The organism is Sandaracinobacteroides sayramensis, from assembly GCF_022014495.1.
GTDB lineage: Bacteria > Pseudomonadota > Alphaproteobacteria > Sphingomonadales > Sphingomonadaceae > Sandaracinobacteroides > Sandaracinobacteroides sayramense.
This window is the reverse complement of the sequence record NZ_JAKLSQ010000013.1, coordinates 1-19705: the sequence shown is the minus strand read 5'-3', so window position 1 is coordinate 19705 and position 19705 is coordinate 1. Positions and strand designations below refer to the sequence as shown.

Genomic DNA, 19705 nt, shown 5'->3' with positions numbered 1-19705 from the left:
GGAGCAAGAGAAAAAAATGCAGATTGGCGAATTATCCGTTCGTTCAGGCGTGAACATCGAAACAATCCGCTATTACGAGCGCATCGGAGTTTTGCCTCAACCTGTCCGCCAATCGAACGGCAGACGCAGCTATGGCCAGATCGACGCGCAACGGCTTGGCTTTATCCGCCATGCCCGCGATCTTGGTTTCGATCTTTCAGCGGTGCGGACGCTTCTGGCCTTGCAGGAGCAGCCGGAAGCATCTTGTGAAAATGCAAGCAAGATTGCGCGAGAGCAACTTGAAGCGGTCGAGGAACGCATCGACCGCTTACTCAAGCTGCGGGACGAACTCTCTCGCATGGTAGATGAGTGTAGCCGGGGCGTGGTTTCAGAGTGCCGTGTGATCGAGACGTTAGCAAACCCTGTCGGGGAGGGCTTATCGAAGCTCGGCCGTGGAAGGAATATCGCGAATACATTTGGTAGTCGGTAGTCGCGCGACCCTTGAACGTGGAATTAGGGGCCAATGAGCTTCCGAAGCGGGTCAGGGGTCGACCGGAGGTGACGCGAAATGCTTGTCGCGCCCCGGCCCAGACGGGAACGTTGTGCATTGATATTAGGTTGGAATCCGAACCAGCGTTGGAACGCGCCGAGATTGTCGAGCGCTTTTTAGACGACCGAGCACGCCATCCAGAAATTGCACGCGCGCTTCTGACGTCCCCACCCACTCAGATACTTCCATACTAAACTACAAAGCCTTGTGGTTGAAGGCACGGGACCGGCCTGTCTCAATGAGGCAGGCCGGTCCTGAAACGATACCCTCTTCAGAACCAGGAGCGGATTCCGATCAGGAGCTGCCATCCCCCCGCCTTCTCGTCCCGGGCACGCCGGAAATCCGCCGTATCGCCAAAGGCGCGTTCGTACTTCACGCCGACATACGGCGCGAACTCGGGCACGAATTCATAGCGCAGCCGTAATCCCAGTTCGGCGGTGGTGAGACCAGCGCCTACGCCCAGTTCGGGAACATCCTGTGCCGAGAAGTTCAACTCAGCCGCCGGCTGAAGTATCAGCTTCTGGGTCAAGCGCTGATCATATTCTGCTTCCAACCGCGCGGTGACATCGCCCTTGTCCGAGAGAAACAGGGCCCCGTCGACTTCGAACCAATAGGGAGCAAGGCCCTGCACGCCGACAACAGCGTAAGTCCGATCAGGCCCCGCGCCAAAATCCTGACGGATACCGGCCTGAAGATTCCACCACGGGTCGAGCGCACGGCTCCAGAGCGCTTGCACCTCGGCGCTTTCAAGACTTTCGCCGAAGCGGCTCTCGCCCTCGGTCTTGACCCAGAGTCGGTCGATATCGCCGCCATACCAGCCCTGCGCGTTCCACGCATAACCGTCCTTGCCCTTGCCAATGACTGCTTCCAGTTGATCGATCAGGATCATGCCGCTTTTGATATCGCCATGCTCCTTGCGAACGGTTTCGCGCGCGGGGGCCATGGTCGCAACGCCGAAAACGGCATCAGCGGCATGAGTGGGGCCACCTAATGCCGCCGCGGACGGCGGCGCCACCGGCGGATCGGGAATGCCGGGTTCATGCCCGGCATGAGCCTGGTGCGCGTCCTTTGCCGGGGTCGAAGGCATCTGGTGGCCGGCATGCGGATCTGTCGGCTCGGAAGGTTTCGGCGACATGTCGTGCCCGGCATGCGGATCGCCACCGGGCTCATCGACCTGATGCTGAGCGTGCGGTTCGGCCGGTTCCTGCTGCACGGCGGCGCCATGATCCTGCTGTGCCAGGACAGGCGTTGCTATCCCGACGAGGAATATGCCCAGGAGAGACTTCATGCTGCTTCTCCCTCAAGCGGACGGACGGTGACGACGCGAAACATCCCCGCGTGCATGTGCAGCAGCAAATGGCAGTGAAAGGCCCAGTCGCCGGGCGCATCCGCCGTCAGGTCGAAGCTGACCTTGCCGCCGGGCAGCACATTGACCGTGTGCTTGCGCGGATAGCTGCCGGTGTGGCCGTTCACCACCTCGAAGAAATGGCCGTGCAAATGAATCGGGTGGGTCATCATCGTATCGTTGATGAGGACGACACGGGCGCGCTCATTACGCTCGAAGCGGATCGGTTCGACACCCTCGCTGAATTTTTCGCCATCGAACGACCACATGAAACGCTCCATGTTGCCGGTGAGATGAACCTCGATCGTGCGTTGCGGCGGGCGTGTGTCAGGGTTGGGGGTGAGCGACATGAGGTCACGGTAGGTCAGCACCTTGTGGCCGACATTCTCCAGCCCGACGCCCGGATCGCCGGTGCGATCGACCGGTGACATGGCGATGGCATCCACGCCAACACCGACCTTGACGCTGTCGGGCACCAAAGACTTGTCGCGCATGTTCATGCTGCCCATCGCGTGGGAACTGCCATGATCTGCTGTCGCCGCGCTGGCCCCGGCGGCCATGGCACCATGATCCATCCCGGCCATGGCGCCATGGTCCATTCCAGCCATTGAACCATGATCCATGCCGCCCATGCCCATATCCTTCATGGTGAGCGTCGGCCGTGGGCGAAGCGGTGGAACGGGCGCGGTCATTCCCAAGCGCGGCGTGAGCGTAGCGCGCGCCATGCCGGACCGGTCGATCGATTCCGCGACGAGCGTGAACGCCTTGTCCTCGGTTGGCTGGATAATGACGTCATAGGTCTCGGCATTGCCGATCTGGAATTCGTCCACGGCCACCGGGCGGACATTCAACCCATCAGCGCTGACCACGGTCATGGGCAGGCCGGGAATGCGGATATTGAAGATCGTCATGGTCGCGGCGTTGATAAAGCGCAGCCGCACCCGTTCGCCGGGTCGGAAGAGGCCCGTCCAGTTTTCCTGCGGTCCATGGCCATTCACAAGGTAAGTGTAGGTGGCGGTCGTCACATCGGCGATGTCGGTGGGGTCCATCCGCATCTTGCCCCACATGGCGCGGTCGGACGCGGACATGCTCTCTTCGGGACCACCGCGCAGCATACCGAATAGCGTCTGCCTCTGGCGATTGAAATAGCCGCCCTCCGCCTTGAGCTTGGTGACGAGCTGATGGGGATGCAGGAAGGTCCAGTCGCTGAGCACGATCACATGCTCGCGATCATAGGCGACTGGATCGGGTTCGGCCGGATCGATCACAATCGGCCCGTAATGGCCCTGCTGCTCCTGAAGGCCCGAGTGGCTGTGATACCAGTAGGTTCCGCTCTGAACGATCGGGAACTCATAGACGAAGGTGGTGCGCGGCTTGATGCCGGGAAAACTGACGCCGGGAACCCCGTCCATCTGGAATGGCACGATCAGTCCATGCCAGTGGATCGAACTGTCCTCATCCAGCGTATTTTCGACATGGAGCCGAACATTCTGCCCTTCGCGCAAACGGATCAACGGCGCTGGGAGCACGCCGTTCATTGTGACGGCATGACCCGTGCGCCCGCCAACGGTGAAAGGTGTGTTCGCGATTTTGAGGTGGATATCCTGACCCGAAAGCGTGGGCATCTGCGGCGTCAGCCCCAACGAGCCAGTCTGCGCCCAGGCTGGAAACAGGCCTGAAAAGCCCAGTCCAGCGGCACCGACCGCGCCGGCACGCAGTAGGGATCGTCGATCGATCGTCTGTGTCATGATGTTGTCCTCGGCTCCACCGGGGAGCCCTCTATGTGCTGGATGGACCGGGAGGCGAGAAGGCGCCTCCCGGTTCGCGTCCGATCAGTGCTGACCCATGCCATGTCCGGCATGCAGATCGGCGGCAGGCGCCTCCGAAGGGGACATCGTCTTGCCTTCGGCCTTCATTTTCTCGCAGCAGGCCATTTTGCCATCGGGACCCTTGTCGCAGCAGCCGCTGGACATATCGTGGCCTTCATGCCTGCCTTGGCCGGTCGTTCCGCCCTGACTGGTGTGTTGGGCATGCACATCGGCCGGTGCGCCGCTCTGGGCGAAGGCAGGCGTGGCGATCATCATCGTGATCGCGGCAATTATCAACTTCATGACTAATCTCCGAAAGAAAGCGGATGAACCTCAATTCCTCGGAGTCATACGCGGCGGCGGCGTTTCTCCCTCAAGCGCGATCACGGCGAGATGTTGCGGTCCCACAATAGGATGCAGCGTCTTTGTTGGCTGATCTGGCTGGTCGATAAAGGGGGGCATTGCCGGAAACGCCGCGCAGGCAACGGCGCAGTGCTTGCCGGATTCGGAGGATTTACGATCGGAGGGAGACTCGCTGCCGGCACAATGCCCCGCCGCCGAGGCCACTTCCATCGCACCCTCGTGCGGCATAGCTGCTGCGATGCCGCACGCCATGGATACAGACGAGACGAGCATGGCAAGCGCGATCAGGAGTGACGAAAGCAACTTCACCACAATCCTGCTGGATGGTTGGGCCGCGGGTGACAACGATTCGAATCCTTTTCGAACTCTCAATGCGCCCTGACATTATGGCAAGGTCAAGGTGCATATTGACTCTGACATAGTGTCAAGCTCGCATGTTGCCGTGCGATGGAAGGAGACGGTGTAATGGCCGAGTCGAATCAGAGCGTTCATTCCGGGGGCCACAGTTGTTGTGGTGGCCACGACAAGCATTCCGCTGGACTGGTCATCGACTCGGTTTGCGGCATGACGGTCGATCCCGAAACCACCACGCATCACGCAAGCCATGCCGGCCATGACTACCATTTTTGCAGCGCCGGCTGCCGCGAGAAGTTCATCGCCGACCCGGAAAAATATCTGAACAAGTCGGCGGCCGACCGCGCCGTCGATGCTCCTCCGGGCGCGATGTGGACCTGCCCGATGCATCCCGAAATCCGGCAGGATCATCCCGGTGCCTGCCCGATCTGCGGCATGGGGCTTGAGCCGGAAATGGTCAGCGCCGACACCGGGCCGAGCGCCGAACTGACCGACATGTCCCGCCGTTTCTGGATTGGCCTCGTGCTGGCGATCCCGGTCTTCATCCTTGAAATGGGCGGGCATCTGTTCCCGGCGCTGCATCATCTCGTGCCCATGAAACTGTCGATCTGGATTCAGTTCGCGCTGGCGACGCCGGTCGTGCTGTGGGCGGGCTGGCCCTTTTTCGAGCGTGGCTGGGCTTCGCTGAAGACCCGCAATCTAAACATGTTCACGCTCATCGCGATGGGAACCGGCGTCGCATGGGCTTACAGCGTCGTCGCGACGCTGGCGCCGGGTATCTTCCCGGATGCCTTCCGCGCCGCCGACGGGACCGTCGCGGTCTATTTCGAGGCAGCCGCCGTTATCACCGTGCTGGTGCTGCTGGGTCAGGTGCTGGAACTGCGCGCGCGTGAGCGCACCTCCGGCGCGATCAAGGCGTTGCTCAATCTTGCGCCAAAAACCGCGCGGCGCATCGCCGAAGATGGCAGCGAAGCGGAAATCCCGCTGGAGGATGTGGCGGTGGGCGATCGGCTGCGGGTGCGGCCGGGTGAAAAGGTGCCGGTCGATGGCGTGGTCGAGGATGGGCGCTCGGCGCTCGATGAATCGATGGTGACCGGCGAATCCATGCCCGTCACCAAGTCGGATGGCGACACGGTGATCGGCGGCACGATGAACCAGAGCGGCGCGCTGGTCATCCGCGCCGACAAGGTCGGGCGCGACACCATGCTTTCGCGCATCGTCCAGATGGTCGCCGAGGCGCAGCGGTCGCGCGCGCCGATCCAGCGCATGGCCGATCAAGTCTCCGGCTGGTTCGTGCCGGTGGTCATCGGGGTCGCTATCCTCGCCTTCGTGATATGGGGCGTCTGGGGGCCGGAGCCGCGCTTTGCCCATGGGCTGATCGCGGCGGTCTCGGTGCTGATCATCGCCTGCCCCTGCGCGCTGGGACTGGCGACACCGATGTCGATCATGGTCGGCGTCGGGCGCGGCGCGGGGCTTGGCGTCCTCATCAAGAATGCCGAAGCGCTGGAGCATATGGAGAAGGTCGACACGCTGGTTGTCGACAAGACCGGCACCCTGACCGAAGGCAAGCCCGCCGTCACCCGGATCATCGCCGCAGACGGATATGACGAAGCGGAAATTCTGCGGATCGCCGCCGGTGTGGAGCGCGCGTCGGAGCATCCGCTTGCGTTGGCGATCGTTGACGCGGCGACGGACCGGAGCATCGAAATTCCGTCCGTCATCGACTTTGATTCGCCCACCGGCAAGGGCGCGCTGGGCGTGATCGAGGGCAAGCGCGTCACGCTCGGCAATGCACGTTTCCTGGCGGAATCGGGAATCCACACCGCGCCGCTTGCCGCCGAGGCCGATGCGCTTCGCGGTGATGGCGCGACCGCCATCTTCATGGGGCTGGACGATCGGGCCGTCGGGATTTTCGCCATCGCCGATCCGATCAAGCCGACGACGCCCGAGGCGCTGGCCGCCCTGCGCGCCGACGGCATCGAGGTGGTGATGCTGACAGGCGACAACCGCACGACCGCCGAAGCGGTCGCGCGCCAACTCGGCATCGATCACGTCGAGGCCGATGTACTTCCCGATCAGAAGGCCGCCGTCGTCGCACGGCTGAAGCAGGAAGGACGTGTCGTCGCCATGGCTGGCGACGGGGTAAATGATGCCCCGGCATTGGCGGCCGCCGATGTGGGCATCGCGATGGGGCATGGCACCGATGTCGCCATGGAAAGCGCGGGCGTGACCCTGCTCAAGGGTGATCTCAACGGCATCGTCAGAGCCCGTCAGCTCAGCGAGGCGACGATGTCCAACATCCGCCAGAACCTCTTCTTCGCCTTCGTTTACAACGCCGCGGGCGTGCCGATCGCGGCCGGATTACTTTATCCGTTCTTCGGCATCCTGCTCTCGCCGATGATCGCGGCGGCCGCGATGGCCTTGTCGTCGGTGAGCGTCGTTGCAAACGCGCTGCGCCTCAACCGGGTTCGACTGTGAAAATCGGTGCGGCCTCGAAGGCAAGCGGCGTCTCGCAGCGGATGATTCGCCATTATGAGAAGATCGGCCTGATCCCGCCGCCGCCGCGCCGCGACAGCGGCTATCGCGATTATGGCGATGCTGATGTCCATTGCCTGCGCTTCATCGCCAATGCCCGCGATCTCGGCTTTCCAATCGAGGATATCCGCGACCTCCTCGGGCTGTGGAGCAACAGCCAGCGCGCCAGCGCCGAGGTCAAGGCCCTCGCCATTGCCCGCGCCGAAGAATTGGGCCGCAAGGCCGAGGCGCTTCAGGCGCTCCGCCAAACGCTGCTGGAACTGGCGGAGCGTTGCCATGGCGACGATCGGCCCGACTGTCCAATTATCGAGCGTATATCGGGAGACGCGGACGGTGCAGTCAGTAACATGTGAAGCTTTGGGCTACAGACAATGTAGGTGAGCGTGTTGGACCCCGCTGCCGGAATCGGGGCGACATCTCTCAACCTGCAATCGCTGGCGGCCGTTCGTGTATGAAACAGGATCGGCGAAATCAGAGCCAGTACAGCGTGCCCAATTAACCGATGTCATTAGCTGATCTTTTTGAGCGCCCGGCGTCTACCGAACGCCGGTCGTCGCGCTTGTTGGAGGTGCTTCTCTTCACCCTGCGGATGCTGGTGGCAGCAGCGTTCCCAGCCATGCGACCAAAGCGAGGATGAGGATTCCGATGCCAACTTCAAGCCAGAGGCTTCGACGCAGCCGCGACACGGCTCCTTGCATGGTGCCGTCTTTGATTCCTGTCGCCAGTGCTGGGGTCAGACTGAAGCGATTACTAGCTGCCAGCGCAAGCATCAGTCCGAAAAGGACGAGCTTGATGAGGAGCAGCCGGCCATAGGCACTCTGGAATAGCCCCGACATATTTTGCGGCCCGATCAGCGCGTAACTGTTCACAAGGCCCGTCACGAGGATCAAGCCGACGATGACCGTGCCAGCAGTGGCGAAACCGGCAAGCGCACGATGTGCCGTATCGAACGGCTCAAACATTGGGGAGTGGCGTGACAGGATCAGGATAAAGGCGGCCAGGGCACCAATCCACGCCGATGCGGCAAGCAAATGAAGGATGTCACCGACAAGGTGGACCATCCCGGTGAGACCTTCCGACGCGGCTCCATGACCTGACCAGGCAAGGCTAGCGACGGGGATAGCGGCAATAAGGGCAAGAATTGTTATCCCGGCCCCCCGGAACGCCCAGGGAGCATGAACGGCAGCGCATAATATGGCCAGCGCCAATATACGCGCGAGCAGTGCCCAACCGACGGGCGTCTCGGTCAATACCATCATGACCGAGGCATGATCGACGTCCTTCAGATCGACGCCAAGCATCGCGGCAACGGCAAGAACGAAGCTCAAGCCGCTCAGCACGATACCCAACCCGGCCAACGCTGTTGTCAACCAGCGGAGCGGGAGCAACTCCTCGCGCTCAGACCCCTTCAGGGCACAGAGCGCGAAGAGGAGCAACCCGAACAACAGTCCAAGATCCGCATAGAGAGACCAGCGGATCGCGACGAGCGAACCGTCCATTTTTCAGCGCACCGTAAAGGTCAAGCTGCCGGTAATCCGATGAGTGTCGGCTGCGACGGCATGCCAGTCGACCTTGTAGCTACCAGCGGTCAGCGGACGCGCCAGGGTCACGATGAGCGTCTTGCCATCCTCTCCAACCGCAGTTGTCGCTCCACCAATCTTCATCGGGGCATGGTTTGCCATGCCCGGCATACCGGTCATCATAAGATCGACACCGGACAGGCGCGGCATCAGTCGCTCGCTGAATGTAAGCGTCAGGCGGTTTGTGGCGCCAACCGTCGCACTGGCCGCCGGCGTAGAGCTAACGAGCTTGGGATGGGCCAGCGCAGGCGTTGACAGGCCGATTGACAGAATTGCCAGCAGGGCTGCGAATGTGGTCTTTGTCTTCATCGAACATCTCCGTCGGGCTCGATGTTTTTTACGCAGCCTGGCCGCTTACCCCTCATTATCAAGCGCCGATTGGCGATGAGGGGTTTTCCGCTACTGTGCGTAAACTGCCATGCGTAATGTGGCGGATTGGGGCGGGAGTAGTGAGACGATGGACATAGATGCGGCGCTCAGGCGCTTAAGAGAACTTCCGGTAAATCCCAGGTTGGAACAAATCGATGGCGCCGTGATGGAAGCGGTTATCTTCCAACGACGGTATGGCACTCCGTTGCCGAGCACGGCTTTCGGCATAGCGGCCGTCCTTGCGCTCTCGATCGGATTGTTTGGCTCAGTGATACCAACACATGAAACTCGCACCACATCGATTGCCCCCCTCGGCGCACCGCCGGCATTGGCTCCTTCGACGCTTCTCGGCGCAAGCGAATGACGGACCGTCGTCGTCTATTGCTCATCGCGGTAATTGCCTTTCTCGCGGCGATAGCGGGCGCATTTATTGGCCGCGCCTTCATCGCAGGGCCGGCACCAGTCGAAAATGAACTTCACGCCTTGCTTCACCATGAGCTTAAACTCGACCGCGCACAGCAAACGCAAATGGACGAGATCGAGCGCCGTTTCGCTATACGTAGGCAGGCACTGGAGCTGGAGTTGCGCGCTGATAATGCCAGGCTTGCCGATGCCATTCAGGCCGAACATGGTTATGGTCCTGCTGTTGGCGCTGCGATTCATCGTTCACATCAGGCGATGGGCGAGCTTCAGAAAGAAACGCTTGAACATATCTTCGCCATGCGGGCCGTTCTCACACCTGAACAGGCCGCCAAGTTTGACGCCACAGTAGTCAAGGCGCTGACGGCTAAGGAACGGTGAGTCTCGATCTCGCCGCCTGCTCGGATGGCGAGCTGGCAGCGCTCGCGTTGGGCGGACGACAACTCGCCTATAGTGAATTGATGCAGCGTCACCGAGGCAGCGTGTTCCGCTTGCTGCGCAGTCATGTCGGTGACGCGGACGCCGCCGTCGACCTTACCCAGCAGAGTTTCATCGCCGCATTTTCGGCTTTACACAGCTATGATGGCGAACGCCCGTTTCGGCTATGGATCTCGCGCATTGCAATCAACAAGGCGCGGGATTGGGCACGACGCCGCGCCGTCCGCCGTTTCTTTACCTTTGCCCGCCCTATTGAAGAAGCGTGGCACATCGCGGACGGCGCCGCAGGCGCCGATGTCGAACTGACCGATCGACACGAACTGGAACGCACGATGGCGGCTATCGGCACACTGCCGTCCAATCTCCGAGAAGTGCTCGTACTCCGCACGATCGAGGAGTTAAGTCAGGCCGAAACGGCAGGAGCGCTTGGGATTAGCGGGAAGGCCGTGGAAACCAGGCTCTATCGCGCCCGTGCCAAGCTTGCAGAAATGTTGAGGGGTTGAGGCGGGCACTGCGTACTCCCTGGAAATGCGGGCAGGACTTTTCGAACCTCGATCGCTGGGACGTCTCTGGTGGCGGGTGCGCCGGAGAACCATGCGATGATGCAAGACATGAAGGATGGGTACGACGACGCATAAGGAATGACAGGTTCGACAGGGACAAACCGAATAGCCAAGGACAGAAGCGCGATGATGAAAAACGCCTACGCCAGTCTCATGCTGCAAACCCTAGTCAGCGGTGTCATCATGTATCTCGTTATGTTCGTCATGATCGACGGGCTCGACAGCTTCTACAACAACCTCAACATGTTCTATATGACGCTAATGATGATTGCGCCGATGGTGGTGCTAATGATCTTGGCGATGAAGCACATGTTCGCTTCGAGGGCGACCAATCTCGCAATCATTACGTTGTCGTTGATCGCCTTTTTTGGTTCGTTTGCTTTGATCCGAATCCAGACGACGATCGGCGATCGTGCCTTTCTGCGTTCAATGATCCCCCATCATTCAGGCGCGATCCTGATGTGCCGTGAAGCGGATCTGCGCGATGGCGAAGTCCAACGTCTATGCGGCCAAATCATCGCATCGCAACGCCAGGAAATCGACGAGATGAAGGCGATTCTCGATCGCCTCGACTGACAATCGACAAATTTCGAGGGGTCCGCGCCGCGGGTGCGTAAAGGTCGTGGAATATGAGAGGACTCGGAGCATGAAATTTCATCTAGCTGCGGCGGCATTGATGCTATCCGCAACGGCGGCGAGCGCGGCAGGACCGATTGTGGTGCATCGCGACCCAGGTTGCGGCTGCTGCGAGCAATGGGCTGCCCAGGCCCGGACGCAATTCGACAGGCCTGTCAGGATGGTCGATGATCAGAAGCGATCCGCCCTTCAGCGTGCGCGTGGCGTTCCTGTCTCGCTTTCCTCCTGTCACACCGCTCTCATCGACGGCATGGTCTTCGAGGGGCATGTTCCCATCGCAGACATGAAGCGGGTGCTTGCCCAGCGCCCGAGAGGCGTATCGGGACTGGCTGTCGCTGGAATGCCGATTGGATCGCCAGGAATGGAAGTGCCGGGGCGGCGCGGCGATCCCTATGTGGTCACGGCCTTTGGCTCCAACGGCACCCGTATATATGCGCGGCATCAAGGATAGGCGGCGATTGCCGTCAGGACAGGGTTGTTATAGATAAATTCCATCGTGAAGCGTTTCCTTGCCTCGCTGCTCCTCATCGGAGCCCTGATCGGCCTTCTTCGGAGCTGAGTGGGCCTATGCGCGCAGCGTTCCCGCGACCGCGCCGGCCAGGACAATGGCGATGGACGCGGATTGCATGGCCATGATTGCCATGCAACAGCCGGCGCCAAAGGAAAAGCCATGCAAGGGTCTCACCCTTGATTGCATCGCCGCCATGGGGTGCGTCGTGCCGTTGATGGCGGTCGATCTTCCTGGAAACCTCGCGGCACCTCACATCCACGGCAGGCCGATTTTCTGGTCGGCGACGATCGTACTCACTGGCAAGAACTTCGCCCCCGATCCCGATCCTCCCATGAACCTTGGCTGATTGACCGATCGCGTTTGTTCGGCACGCGGCAGCACCGCGCCCCGAACCCGATCCGTTTCCATTCAGTCAAAGGATATTCGTGATGACTATGAAGTTGCTTTCGGCCGCATTGCTGGCGGCCCTCAGTTTCATCACGCCCGTATGGGTGACCGACAACGCCCCGACCACGCCTCAAGGGCATTGGGAGTGGCAGTCGGCGCCTCAATACGGCCCGCGGGCTACCGGCCCTGCGCAGAAGCGCGTGTGGGTGCCTGATCAGGCACAGATGGCGAACTGTTCGTGCGACATGATGAAGATGAATGCCGCTGATTGCATGAAGTCCATGCATGATGGTCATTCCATGCCATCGGCCGACTAAAATCAGCCCCGGCGCTTTCGGGTCGCATCATTGCCGGGCTGGCGGTGGCGGCGGGACGCCCCCTGTTTCGTCGCCATACAGAGGGCGCGGGCGACGGGTGTCTGGACAGCCGTGCCAGCACGCGATCGCTCCGCCGCAAACTGGGCATACCCCATCAGCGGGGGCGCCCCGCAACGCCCCGAGAGTGAGAGGATGACCGGATTATCCGTGACGGGTTGAAAGGCAGAGGGAGTGGCCCGATGCCGGCCCGTCGCGGAGAAACGCAATGGCGCGCACCACCACATCTCGCACCAACGGCGAACGGACAGACCTCTATCAGTCCATCACCGACAAGATCATCGCCGAACTAGAGGCCGGACGGGTGCCGTGGGTTCAGCCCTGGGCCACGTCGAAGGCGTCCCTCGACATGCCGCGCAACGGCAAGACCGGTGATCGTTATTCCGGGATCAACATCCTGATCCTCTGGGACACCGTGGTCGCCAATGGCTTCTCAACCAACACATTTCTGACCTTCCGCCAGGCACTCGCGCTGGGCGGCAATGTCCGCAAGGGCGAGCACGGCACGACTGTCGTCTATGCCCATCGTTTCACGCCGGACAGCGAACGGCGCCGCGCCAGCGAAAATGGCCGCGAACCCGGCTCGATCCCCTTCCTCAAGCGCTACACCGTCTTTTCGACGGACCAGTGCGAGGGATTGCCCGAACGGATCGCCGCTCCGCCGCCGCCCTTGCCCGAAGGGCTTATTCTGCCCGAAGCCGAGACGCTGATCGCCGCGACCGGCGCCGACTTCCGTATTGGCGGCGACCGCGCCTTCTATGCTCCGGGTCAGGATTATGTGCAGGTGCCGCGACCGGACGCATATTTCGACCCCATAAACTGGCATCGGACGGCATTTCACGAGCTATCGCACTGGGTCGGGGGCCGAAGCCGGCTCGACCGCGATCAGACCGGCGCGTTCGGATCCAAGGAATATGGACGCGAGGAGCTGATCGCGGAAATGGCGGGTGCTTTCGTCTGCGCCGCGCTCGGTATCGTGCCCACCGTCCGGCACGCCGATTACCTGGGCTCCTGGCTCGATATCATCCGCGAGGACAATCGGGCCATCGTCCGCGCCGCCAGAGCCGCCTCGAAGGCCGCCAACTTCCTCCTCGACTTCCGGGACGAGGACGCCGCCGATCAGTCTGCGGTCGCGGATGCGGAAATCCAGCGGAAGGCGGCGTGAGGTGCTCATCCTTCCAGCGCTGGCGTCGGGGGCCAGGCCGGAGGGAGAGTGAGGGGATGGCCTTCGGCTTTGTGACGGGCTTGCAGCCGAGAGAGAGTCTCCCGGCGACCCGTCATGGAGTAACCGACATGGCAAAAGCTGCCCCCAAGATCGTCCTCAGCAGCGCGCGGGACATCCCGCTCGATCTGATCGACCTGTCCCAGTCCAATGTCCGGCGCGTGAAGGCCGGCGTCTCGATCGAGGCGCTTGCCGACGACATCGCCCGGCGTGGTCTTCTGCAAAGCCTGAACGTCCGCCCGACGCTCAATGACGAGGGACAGGAGACCGGCCGGTTCCATCTGCCTGCCGGCGGCCGGCGCTTTCGCGCGCTGGAACTGCTGGTGAAGCGCAAGCGGCTGGCGAAGAACGCCCCGGTGCCGTGCATCGTCAAGGATGCGAACGATCCCATCTCGGCCGAGGAAGACTCGCTTGCCGAGAACACGCACCGCGAGCAGTTGCACCCGCTCGATCAGTTCCGCTCCATGAAGCGCCTTGTCGACCAGGGCGACGATATCGAGGCGATCGCCGCCACCTTCATGACCACGCCCGCCGTGGTGCGCCAGCGCCTGAAGCTGGCGTCGGTGTCGCCCGCGCTGCACGAGATCTATGCCGAGGACGGCATGACCCTCGATCAGTTGATGGCCTTCTCGGTGAGCGAGGATCATGCCCGTCAGGAACAGGTGTGGGAGCTGCTCGCACATAGCTGGAACAAGGAATCCTCGTTCATCCGCTCGCGCCTCACCGAGAACACGGTGCGCGCGTCGGACAAGCGGGTGCTGTTCGTCGGCATCGACGCCTATGCCGAGGCCGGCGGGTGCGTGCTGCGCGACCTGTTCGAGGCCGACGATGGCGGCTGGCTTCAGGACGCCGCGCTTCTCGACACGCTGGTCGCTGCGAAGCTTCAGGCCGATGCCGAACGGATCGGCGGCGAAGGCTGGAAGTGGGTCACGGCGGCCGTGGATCTGCCCTATGGCCATCTCAACAGCCTGCGCGAGATCGACAGCGATCCGGCGGCGCTCACCGATGCGGAATCGGCGCGCGCCGAGGCCTTGACCGCCGAGGGCAACGCCATCGAGGCGAACTATGAGGATGTCGAGGAACTGCCGGAGGACGTGGCGGCGCGGATCGAAGCGATCGATGAGGAACTGGCGGGCCTGATCGAACGGCCGAGGACCTATGATCCGCGGGAAATAGGTATCGCCGGCGCTTTCGTCAGCCTCGACACCGACGGGTCGCTCTTTGTTGAACGGGGCTGGGTCCGCGCCGAGGATGAACCGCAGGTCGCCGAACCGGGCGACGATGAGGCTGAGGGCGATCAGTCCGTCGACCCGATCGGCCCGCAGCAGCCGGCTGCCCGATCCACCGTCGTCACGGTCGGCGGGGTCGCTGTGGACGAACCGGATGATGATGACGAGCAGATCATCAAGCCACTGCCCGATCGTCTGGTCTCCGAACTCACCGCGCATCGCACGCTTGCCTTGCAGGATGCGTTCGCCGCCAGTCCTTCGACGGCGTTCGCCGCCGTGTTGCATGCCATGGTGCTGTCCAGCTTCTATCATGGCCGCACCGAATCCTGTGTCGGCATCTCGGTCACGCGCACCAGCTTCGCGAACCAGGCGCCGGGCATGAAGGACAGTTCATCGGCCCGCTCGATTGCCGCACGCCATGAGGCCTGGGAGAAGCGGCTGCCCGATTCCGACAAGGACCTGTGGGACGCGCTGATGCTGCTCGACGGCGTCGATCAGGCGGCGCTGTTCGCGCATTGCGCCGCGTTCGGGGTCAATGCGCTGTGGGAGGCGACCAGCCGCTATGACGGCCGCGTCTCGGCACATGGCGTCGAGCGGCGGCTCGCGCACAGCCATGTGCTGGCGCGTGCGGTCGGTCTCGACATGGTGGCGGCGGGCTGGAAGCCGACGGTTGAGAATTATCTCGGCCGGGTCGCCAAGCCGCGCATCCTGATCGCGGTGGCCGAAGCCAGGGACGACCATACGGCCGGCCTGATCGATCATCTCAAGAAGGGCGACATGGCCCGCGAAGCCGAGCGCCTGCTGGCCGATGCGGACTGGTTGCCCGAACCGCTCCGCACGCCGGCGATCGAAGATGCGTTCGATCCGGCGGCGGTCGATCAGGACGAGGCCGCCGATGCCGATGCCGAGGCACTGCCCGCGTTCCTCGGCGGGGACGACGACCAACCGGCTGACGAGGACGATCTGTCCGAAGGCTATGCGATCGCAGCCGAATAGCCGCCCACTCTGGCGGGGCGGCTCCGGTCGCTCCGCCACCCTTTTCCAACACCCATCACCAGAAGCCCGGCCCATTGCGCCGGGCTTTTGCATATCTGGAGATATTCCATGACTTCACCACGCATATTCGGCGCCAATGCGCTGAGCGATCTTATCCGCACCGCGCCGCTCGGCGCGCTCCTGCGCTATTCCGACGGCCAGCCGAGACCGCCGGCCCGGTTCAACAAGAAACTCGCCGCCTGGGAGCGCAACAATGGCGTCGGGCGTCTGATCAAGAAGACCCCGGCGATCGTGCGGCCGACCTATTCCATCCCGGAAGGCTTCACACTCCATCATGGCGATTTTGGCAGCGGCGGCGTCATCGTGATGGTGGTGACGATGACCTGGCATGTCACCAGCGCGCTGCATTTCGAGATCGTAGAACAACCGACAGACGGGATGGTACGCGTGCTCACCCAGTGGGAGGGCGTGGACGAACTGCGTCACCTCGCGCCCGACATGGCGACCGCGCAAAGCTGGTTCGCCAGCCATCGCTATTCGAACGCCCGGTTCGAGGTCGTCGGCGACGAGGCGAACGCCATCCTTCCAGACATCGGGAGGGCGGCATGAACGCGGGTGATGCTATCGCCGCCGTCTTTGGCCGTTCCGCCGATGGCCATCTCGCTGCACGGGTCGAGGATATCGGCTTCATCGCTATCCCGGCGAAAAACGGGTTCAGGGTGGCGACCGGCTGGCGTCTGACCCGGCCGATCGACCAATGGACGACAAGCAATGTCTTCGGCGCGTCAGCCAGCGTCGCCGATGAAGCGACCTTTCGCGCCCATGTCGAGGAGAACGCCGAACATCGCCGCCAGCTTCGAACGCTTGGCCGCCGTGAGGATCGTCAGCGAATCTCCACACCCTGGGGCATGGCGCAGTCGAGCGAGATCTATGCCGACGGCGTGGCCTTCCATTCGACCGCCAGCCATGGCGGGATCAAGCTCGACCGGACACGCAATGCGGCGATGCCTACCGTGCTGCGCGTTTCAGGCGGATGGTATGAAGAAGACTGCGAATGGGCCAAGGTCGCCATCGGCTTTCCCGACCTGTTCACCGATTGCGAGCGTCGCCACGCCGATCGCACGCTGCGCGACTATTATCCCGAGTGCTGGGAGGCGGTGCATGGCCGCACCCTCGAATCAGGGGAATCCTTCGCCAATGATCGCCGGCTTTTCCACGAGGCCCACGCCCATGACTGGGTGGTGATCTCGGCGATCACCTCGAAGGAGCGGCCGGGGTTCGTGGATTGTGTCGCCACACTCGGGGGCGGCCGTGCGGCAACCACCCGTCGCCGGTTTCTGGTTCCTGAGGATGAGTATCGTGCGGGCCCGCACGGATTCGTGATCGACGAACAGCGGCACCGGGCCTGGGATGGTTCCACCGCCAGCGCCGCCTAAACGTCAGACATCAACCGGGCGATCTCCAGCGTGGGATCGCCCGGATTTTTGTGTCAGGCGGCTTCATCATCATCGCGGCCCCGTTCAGGGCATCAGCGTGGATACGCCAAGGGCCGCTCGTGCCACTGATCGAGTGTGCACAGCGTCGCGCTGGCGACGCCAATAGCTAGCGGTGCTGGAGCCTCGACCAGAGCAAGAGGCAGGCCGGAAGGGGCGAGCCTGCCGGATCGAGAGAGAGCATCCGCTGGCTTGCTCCAGTCCCGCTCTCCTCGGACATTTCTCATGACTCCATCTGCATCCGCTACCCGTTCGGCGGCGTTATTTCCTGCCGCGCCCGGTTTCGCCGCGACTGGCCAGGCGATCCTTGCCGCCGCCAATCTCATCCTGCCTGACCTCGAACGCGGCCGCGCCATCGACGCGCGTGCGTTGCGCTTCGCCATGGAGGCGACGTTCGGTGGTTCCGATGCTGACGGCACCTGGGACTGGAAGACCGTCTATGACGCCTGTGAGGCGGCGCAAGTGCTGTTCCTGCGTAAATACGGATCTGCGATTTTCCGTAAATCCGCTTCTCCGGCAGCCGCGCTGGCGATGATCGAGAAGATCGGCGCCTTGTTGCCGACCCACACGCGTCGATCCCAATCCTCCCAGACATTGCAGCAATTCTCAACGCCTGCCGGACTCGGCGTCGTCGCGGCGCTCGCCGCCGCCATCCGGCCCGGCGACGTCGTGCTGGAACCATCGGCCGGCACCGGGCTACTCGCCGTCCATGCCGAGAGCCGGGGCGCGCGTCTGATCCTCAATGAACTGGCAGAGATCCGCGCCGAGGTGCTGGCGGGGCTGTTCGGCGACTGCGCCGTCACCCGCCATAACGCCGCGCATATCCATGATCATCTGGACGCGAGCCTGATTCCCACCGTAGTGCTGATGAACCCGCCATTCTCGGCGGTTGCGCATGTCGATCGCACCATGAAGGACGCAGCGCTGCGCCATATCGGCTCGGCGCTGGCGCGTCTGGCGCCGGGCGGCCGTCTGGTCGCGATCACCGGCGCAAGCTGCGCGCCCGACAATCCCACCTGGACCGAAGCTTTTTTCCGACTTCAGGAGCGCGGCCGCGTGGTCTTCTCGGCGGCGATCGACGGCGGGGTCTATGCGAAGCACGGCACCACCATCGACACGCGGCTGACCGTGATCGACCGCGTCCCCGCCGACGACCTCACGGTCTTCCCGGTCTCGCCGGGCGTCGCGCCCGATACCGCCACGCTGCTACGCTGGGTGCTCGACCTCATGCCGCCGCGCGCTCCCACGCCCAATGCACCGCCGCCCGCCACGCCGATCGCCCTGCCGGCGATGACGGCAAAGCTCACAGGCTCGCGTATCGTGACCGTCCCCGCGCCGGTTCCGGTCAGCGCGTCCGATGCCGTCGAACTGGCCTATGAGACCATCGACTGGACTCCCGCCGAAGCCGGCCGGCTGACCGAGGCGATCTATGAGCCCTATGGGCTCCAGTCGATCCATATCCCTGGCGCGAAGCCGCACCCCACGCCGCTGGTCCAGTCGGCGGCGATGGCCTCGGTCGCGCCGCCCAGGCCGTCTTATTGTCCGCTGCTGCCGTCCCGGCTGATCGCTGACGGCATATTGTCTGATGCCCAGCTCGAATCCATCATTCTCGCGGGCGAAGCGCATGGCGACCATCTGGCGGGATCGTGGAGCGTCGATCCGACCTGGGATGTCGTCACCGCCGCGCCAGACGATGCCGAGAGCGCGGTGCGCTTCCGGCGTGGCTGGATGTTGGGCGACGGGACCGGCGCCGGCAAGGGCCGCCAGGTTGCGGGCATCATCCTCGACAACTGGCTCAAAGGCCGCCGCCGCGCGGTCTGGGTGAGCCGGTCGGAGACCCTGCATCAGGACGCGATGCGCGACTGGGAAGCGCTCGGGCAAGAACGGCTGCTGGTGACGCCGCTGTCCCGGTTCCGCCAGGGCACGCCGATCAGGCTCGATGCGGGCGTGTTGTTCACGACCTACGCCACGCTGCGGTCGCAGGAACGCGGCGAGAAGGTCAGCCGCGTCCAGCAGATCGTCGACTGGCTGGGGGCGGACTTTGACGGCGTGATCGTGTTCGACGAGGCGCACGCCATGACCAATGCGGCCGGTGGCAAAGGCGAGCGCGGCGATCAGGTGCCTTCGCAACAGGGTCGTGCCGGGCTCAGACTCCAGCACGCCTTGCCGAATGCCCGCATCGTCTATGTCTCGGCGACCGGCGCGACCACCGTGCAGAACCTCGGCTACGCCCAGCGCCTCGGCCTGTGGGGCGGTGAAGACTTCCCCTTCTCGACGCGCTCGGAGTTCATCGCCGCGATCGAGGATGGCGGGGTCGCGGCGATGGAGGTTCTCGCACGCGACCTAAAGGCGCTCGGCCTCTATGCGGCCCGCTCGCTGTCGTTCGACGGCGTCGAATATGAGATGCTCGAACACAGGCTGACGCCCGGCCAGATCGGCATCTACGACGCCTATGCCGGCGCTTTCCGGACGTTATGCGCAGCTGCGCATAAGACAGCTAATCGCGAGGACGCGATAATGCGAAGGTGTCCAGGATTCATTTTTGTTTTCCTT

Annotated in this window: 20 protein-coding genes; 14 read left to right on the top strand and 6 right to left on the bottom strand. The window is 62.9% G+C overall.

Features of this window, described 5'->3' with window-relative positions:
- Positions 1-16 precede the first annotated feature (16 nt).
- Positions 17-469, top strand: coding sequence for a MerR family transcriptional regulator (locus tag L6Q21_RS10835; RefSeq protein WP_237830776.1), 453 nt, complete (start codon positions 17-19; stop codon positions 467-469).
- A gap of 331 nt (positions 470-800) precedes the next feature.
- On the opposite strand, the gene L6Q21_RS10830 is transcribed toward L6Q21_RS10835, so the two are convergent.
- The 4 genes from L6Q21_RS10830 to L6Q21_RS10815 all read right to left on the bottom strand — a co-directional run bounded on the left by L6Q21_RS10830 (position 801) and on the right by L6Q21_RS10815 (position 4354).
- Positions 801-1817: a copper resistance protein B gene (locus L6Q21_RS10830; protein WP_237830775.1), complete on the bottom strand. Its 1017-nt coding sequence runs from the start codon at positions 1815-1817 to the stop codon at positions 801-803.
- Positions 1814-3622 carry a copper resistance system multicopper oxidase gene (locus L6Q21_RS10825; protein WP_237830774.1) on the bottom strand — a complete coding sequence of 603 codons (1809 nt, stop codon included), beginning with the start codon at positions 3620-3622 and terminating at the stop codon, positions 1814-1816. Before L6Q21_RS10825 ends, L6Q21_RS10830 begins: the two co-directional genes overlap by 4 nt.
- A gap of 84 nt (positions 3623-3706) precedes the next feature.
- Positions 3707-3985: a hypothetical protein gene (locus tag L6Q21_RS10820; RefSeq protein ID WP_237830773.1), complete on the bottom strand. Its 279-nt coding sequence runs from the start codon at positions 3983-3985 to the stop codon at positions 3707-3709.
- 30 nt (positions 3986-4015) lie between these two features.
- Entirely contained in the window at positions 4016-4354 is a 339-nt protein-coding gene (locus L6Q21_RS10815) for a hypothetical protein (protein WP_237830772.1), read from the bottom strand.
- A 156-nt stretch (positions 4355-4510) separates the two neighbouring features.
- Here L6Q21_RS10815 and L6Q21_RS10810 point away from each other — a divergent pair, with 156 nt between their 5' ends.
- Together L6Q21_RS10810 and cueR are read left to right on the top strand one after the other, a co-directional pair.
- Positions 4511-6877 carry a heavy metal translocating P-type ATPase gene (locus L6Q21_RS10810; protein WP_255696850.1) on the top strand — a complete coding sequence of 789 codons (2367 nt, stop codon included), beginning with the start codon at positions 4511-4513 and terminating at the stop codon, positions 6875-6877.
- Positions 6874-7287 (top strand): Cu(I)-responsive transcriptional regulator, encoded by a 414-nt coding sequence (gene cueR / locus L6Q21_RS10805; protein WP_237830770.1) that lies wholly within the window; start codon positions 6874-6876, stop codon positions 7285-7287. The genes L6Q21_RS10810 and cueR overlap by 4 nt, the downstream gene beginning before the upstream one ends.
- Positions 7288-7512: 225 nt before the next feature.
- On the opposite strand, the gene copD is transcribed toward cueR, so the two are convergent.
- Both copD and copC read right to left on the bottom strand, forming a co-directional pair.
- Positions 7513-8433, bottom strand: a complete 921-nt coding sequence (gene copD, locus L6Q21_RS10800) for a copper homeostasis membrane protein CopD (RefSeq protein WP_237830769.1) — start codon at positions 8431-8433, stop codon at positions 7513-7515.
- A 3-nt stretch (positions 8434-8436) separates the two neighbouring features.
- Complete coding sequence (copC, locus tag L6Q21_RS10795) at positions 8437-8823, bottom strand: copper homeostasis periplasmic binding protein CopC (RefSeq protein WP_237830768.1); 387 nt, start codon at positions 8821-8823, stop codon at positions 8437-8439.
- A 420-nt stretch (positions 8824-9243) separates the two neighbouring features.
- Here copC and L6Q21_RS10790 point away from each other — a divergent pair, with 420 nt between their 5' ends.
- The 11 genes from L6Q21_RS10790 to L6Q21_RS10740 all read left to right on the top strand — a co-directional run.
- Entirely contained in the window at positions 9244-9684 is a 441-nt protein-coding gene (locus L6Q21_RS10790) for a Spy/CpxP family protein refolding chaperone (protein WP_237830767.1), read from the top strand.
- Positions 9681-10244, top strand: a complete 564-nt coding sequence (locus tag L6Q21_RS10785) for an RNA polymerase sigma factor (RefSeq protein WP_237830766.1) — start codon at positions 9681-9683, stop codon at positions 10242-10244. The genes L6Q21_RS10790 and L6Q21_RS10785 overlap by 4 nt, the downstream gene beginning before the upstream one ends.
- A 186-nt stretch (positions 10245-10430) precedes the next feature.
- Positions 10431-10880, top strand: a complete 450-nt coding sequence (locus tag L6Q21_RS10780) for a DUF305 domain-containing protein (protein ID WP_237830765.1) — start codon at positions 10431-10433, stop codon at positions 10878-10880.
- A gap of 70 nt (positions 10881-10950) precedes the next feature.
- Positions 10951-11391: a DUF411 domain-containing protein gene (locus L6Q21_RS10775; protein WP_237830764.1), complete on the top strand. Its 441-nt coding sequence runs from the start codon at positions 10951-10953 to the stop codon at positions 11389-11391.
- 154 nt (positions 11392-11545) lie between these two features.
- On the top strand, positions 11546-11797 hold the full coding sequence (locus L6Q21_RS10770; protein WP_237830763.1) for a hypothetical protein: 252 nt from the start codon (positions 11546-11548) through the stop codon (positions 11795-11797).
- 82 nt (positions 11798-11879) lie between these two features.
- The gene (locus L6Q21_RS10765; RefSeq protein ID WP_237830762.1) at positions 11880-12155 is read left to right on the top strand and encodes a hypothetical protein; all 276 of its coding nucleotides are present in this window, start codon (positions 11880-11882) and stop codon (positions 12153-12155) included.
- A gap of 265 nt (positions 12156-12420) precedes the next feature.
- On the top strand, positions 12421-13377 hold the full coding sequence (locus L6Q21_RS10760; protein ID WP_237830761.1) for an ArdC family protein: 957 nt from the start codon (positions 12421-12423) through the stop codon (positions 13375-13377).
- A 128-nt stretch (positions 13378-13505) separates the two neighbouring features.
- The gene (locus tag L6Q21_RS10755) at positions 13506-15659 is read left to right on the top strand and encodes a ParB/RepB/Spo0J family partition protein (protein ID WP_237830760.1); all 2154 of its coding nucleotides are present in this window, start codon (positions 13506-13508) and stop codon (positions 15657-15659) included.
- Between the two features lie 108 nt (positions 15660-15767).
- Complete coding sequence (locus L6Q21_RS10750) at positions 15768-16268, top strand: hypothetical protein (protein ID WP_237830759.1); 501 nt, start codon at positions 15768-15770, stop codon at positions 16266-16268.
- Entirely contained in the window at positions 16265-17095 is an 831-nt protein-coding gene (locus L6Q21_RS10745; protein WP_237830758.1) for a DUF7007 domain-containing protein, read from the top strand. The genes L6Q21_RS10750 and L6Q21_RS10745 overlap by 4 nt, the downstream gene beginning before the upstream one ends.
- Positions 17096-17377: 282 nt before the next feature.
- Positions 17378-19705: strawberry notch-like NTP hydrolase domain-containing protein (locus tag L6Q21_RS10740; RefSeq protein WP_237830757.1), on the top strand; the 2328-nt coding region annotated here is incomplete at its 3' end.

What these genes read in the sequence shown, in the direction of transcription:
- L6Q21_RS10760 (WP_237830761.1), top strand. Translation starts at nt 12,421, where the DNA reads ATGGCGCGCACCACCACATCTCGCACCAACGGCGAACGGACAGACCTC.
- L6Q21_RS10780 (WP_237830765.1), top strand. Translation starts at nt 10,431, where the DNA reads ATGATGAAAAACGCCTACGCCAGTCTCATGCTGCAAACCCTAGTCAGC.
- L6Q21_RS10830 (WP_237830775.1), bottom strand. Translation starts at nt 1,817, where the DNA reads ATGAAGTCTCTCCTGGGCATATTCCTCGTCGGGATAGCAACGCCTGTC.
- L6Q21_RS10745 (WP_237830758.1), top strand. Translation starts at nt 16,265, where the DNA reads ATGAACGCGGGTGATGCTATCGCCGCCGTCTTTGGCCGTTCCGCCGAT.
- L6Q21_RS10835 (WP_237830776.1), top strand. Translation starts at nt 17, where the DNA reads ATGCAGATTGGCGAATTATCCGTTCGTTCAGGCGTGAACATCGAAACA.
- L6Q21_RS10790 (WP_237830767.1), top strand. Translation starts at nt 9,244, where the DNA reads ATGACGGACCGTCGTCGTCTATTGCTCATCGCGGTAATTGCCTTTCTC.
- copC (WP_237830768.1), bottom strand. Translation starts at nt 8,823, where the DNA reads ATGAAGACAAAGACCACATTCGCAGCCCTGCTGGCAATTCTGTCAATC.
- L6Q21_RS10755 (WP_237830760.1), top strand. Translation starts at nt 13,506, where the DNA reads ATGGCAAAAGCTGCCCCCAAGATCGTCCTCAGCAGCGCGCGGGACATC.
- L6Q21_RS10820 (WP_237830773.1), bottom strand. Translation starts at nt 3,985, where the DNA reads ATGAAGTTGATAATTGCCGCGATCACGATGATGATCGCCACGCCTGCC.
- L6Q21_RS10770 (WP_237830763.1), top strand. Translation starts at nt 11,546, where the DNA reads ATGGCGATGGACGCGGATTGCATGGCCATGATTGCCATGCAACAGCCG.
- copD (WP_237830769.1), bottom strand. Translation starts at nt 8,433, where the DNA reads ATGGACGGTTCGCTCGTCGCGATCCGCTGGTCTCTCTATGCGGATCTT.
- L6Q21_RS10775 (WP_237830764.1), top strand. Translation starts at nt 10,951, where the DNA reads ATGAAATTTCATCTAGCTGCGGCGGCATTGATGCTATCCGCAACGGCG.
- L6Q21_RS10765 (WP_237830762.1), top strand. Translation starts at nt 11,880, where the DNA reads ATGACTATGAAGTTGCTTTCGGCCGCATTGCTGGCGGCCCTCAGTTTC.
- L6Q21_RS10750 (WP_237830759.1), top strand. Translation starts at nt 15,768, where the DNA reads ATGACTTCACCACGCATATTCGGCGCCAATGCGCTGAGCGATCTTATC.
- L6Q21_RS10825 (WP_237830774.1), bottom strand. Translation starts at nt 3,622, where the DNA reads ATGACACAGACGATCGATCGACGATCCCTACTGCGTGCCGGCGCGGTC.
- L6Q21_RS10810 (WP_255696850.1), top strand. Translation starts at nt 4,511, where the DNA reads ATGGCCGAGTCGAATCAGAGCGTTCATTCCGGGGGCCACAGTTGTTGT.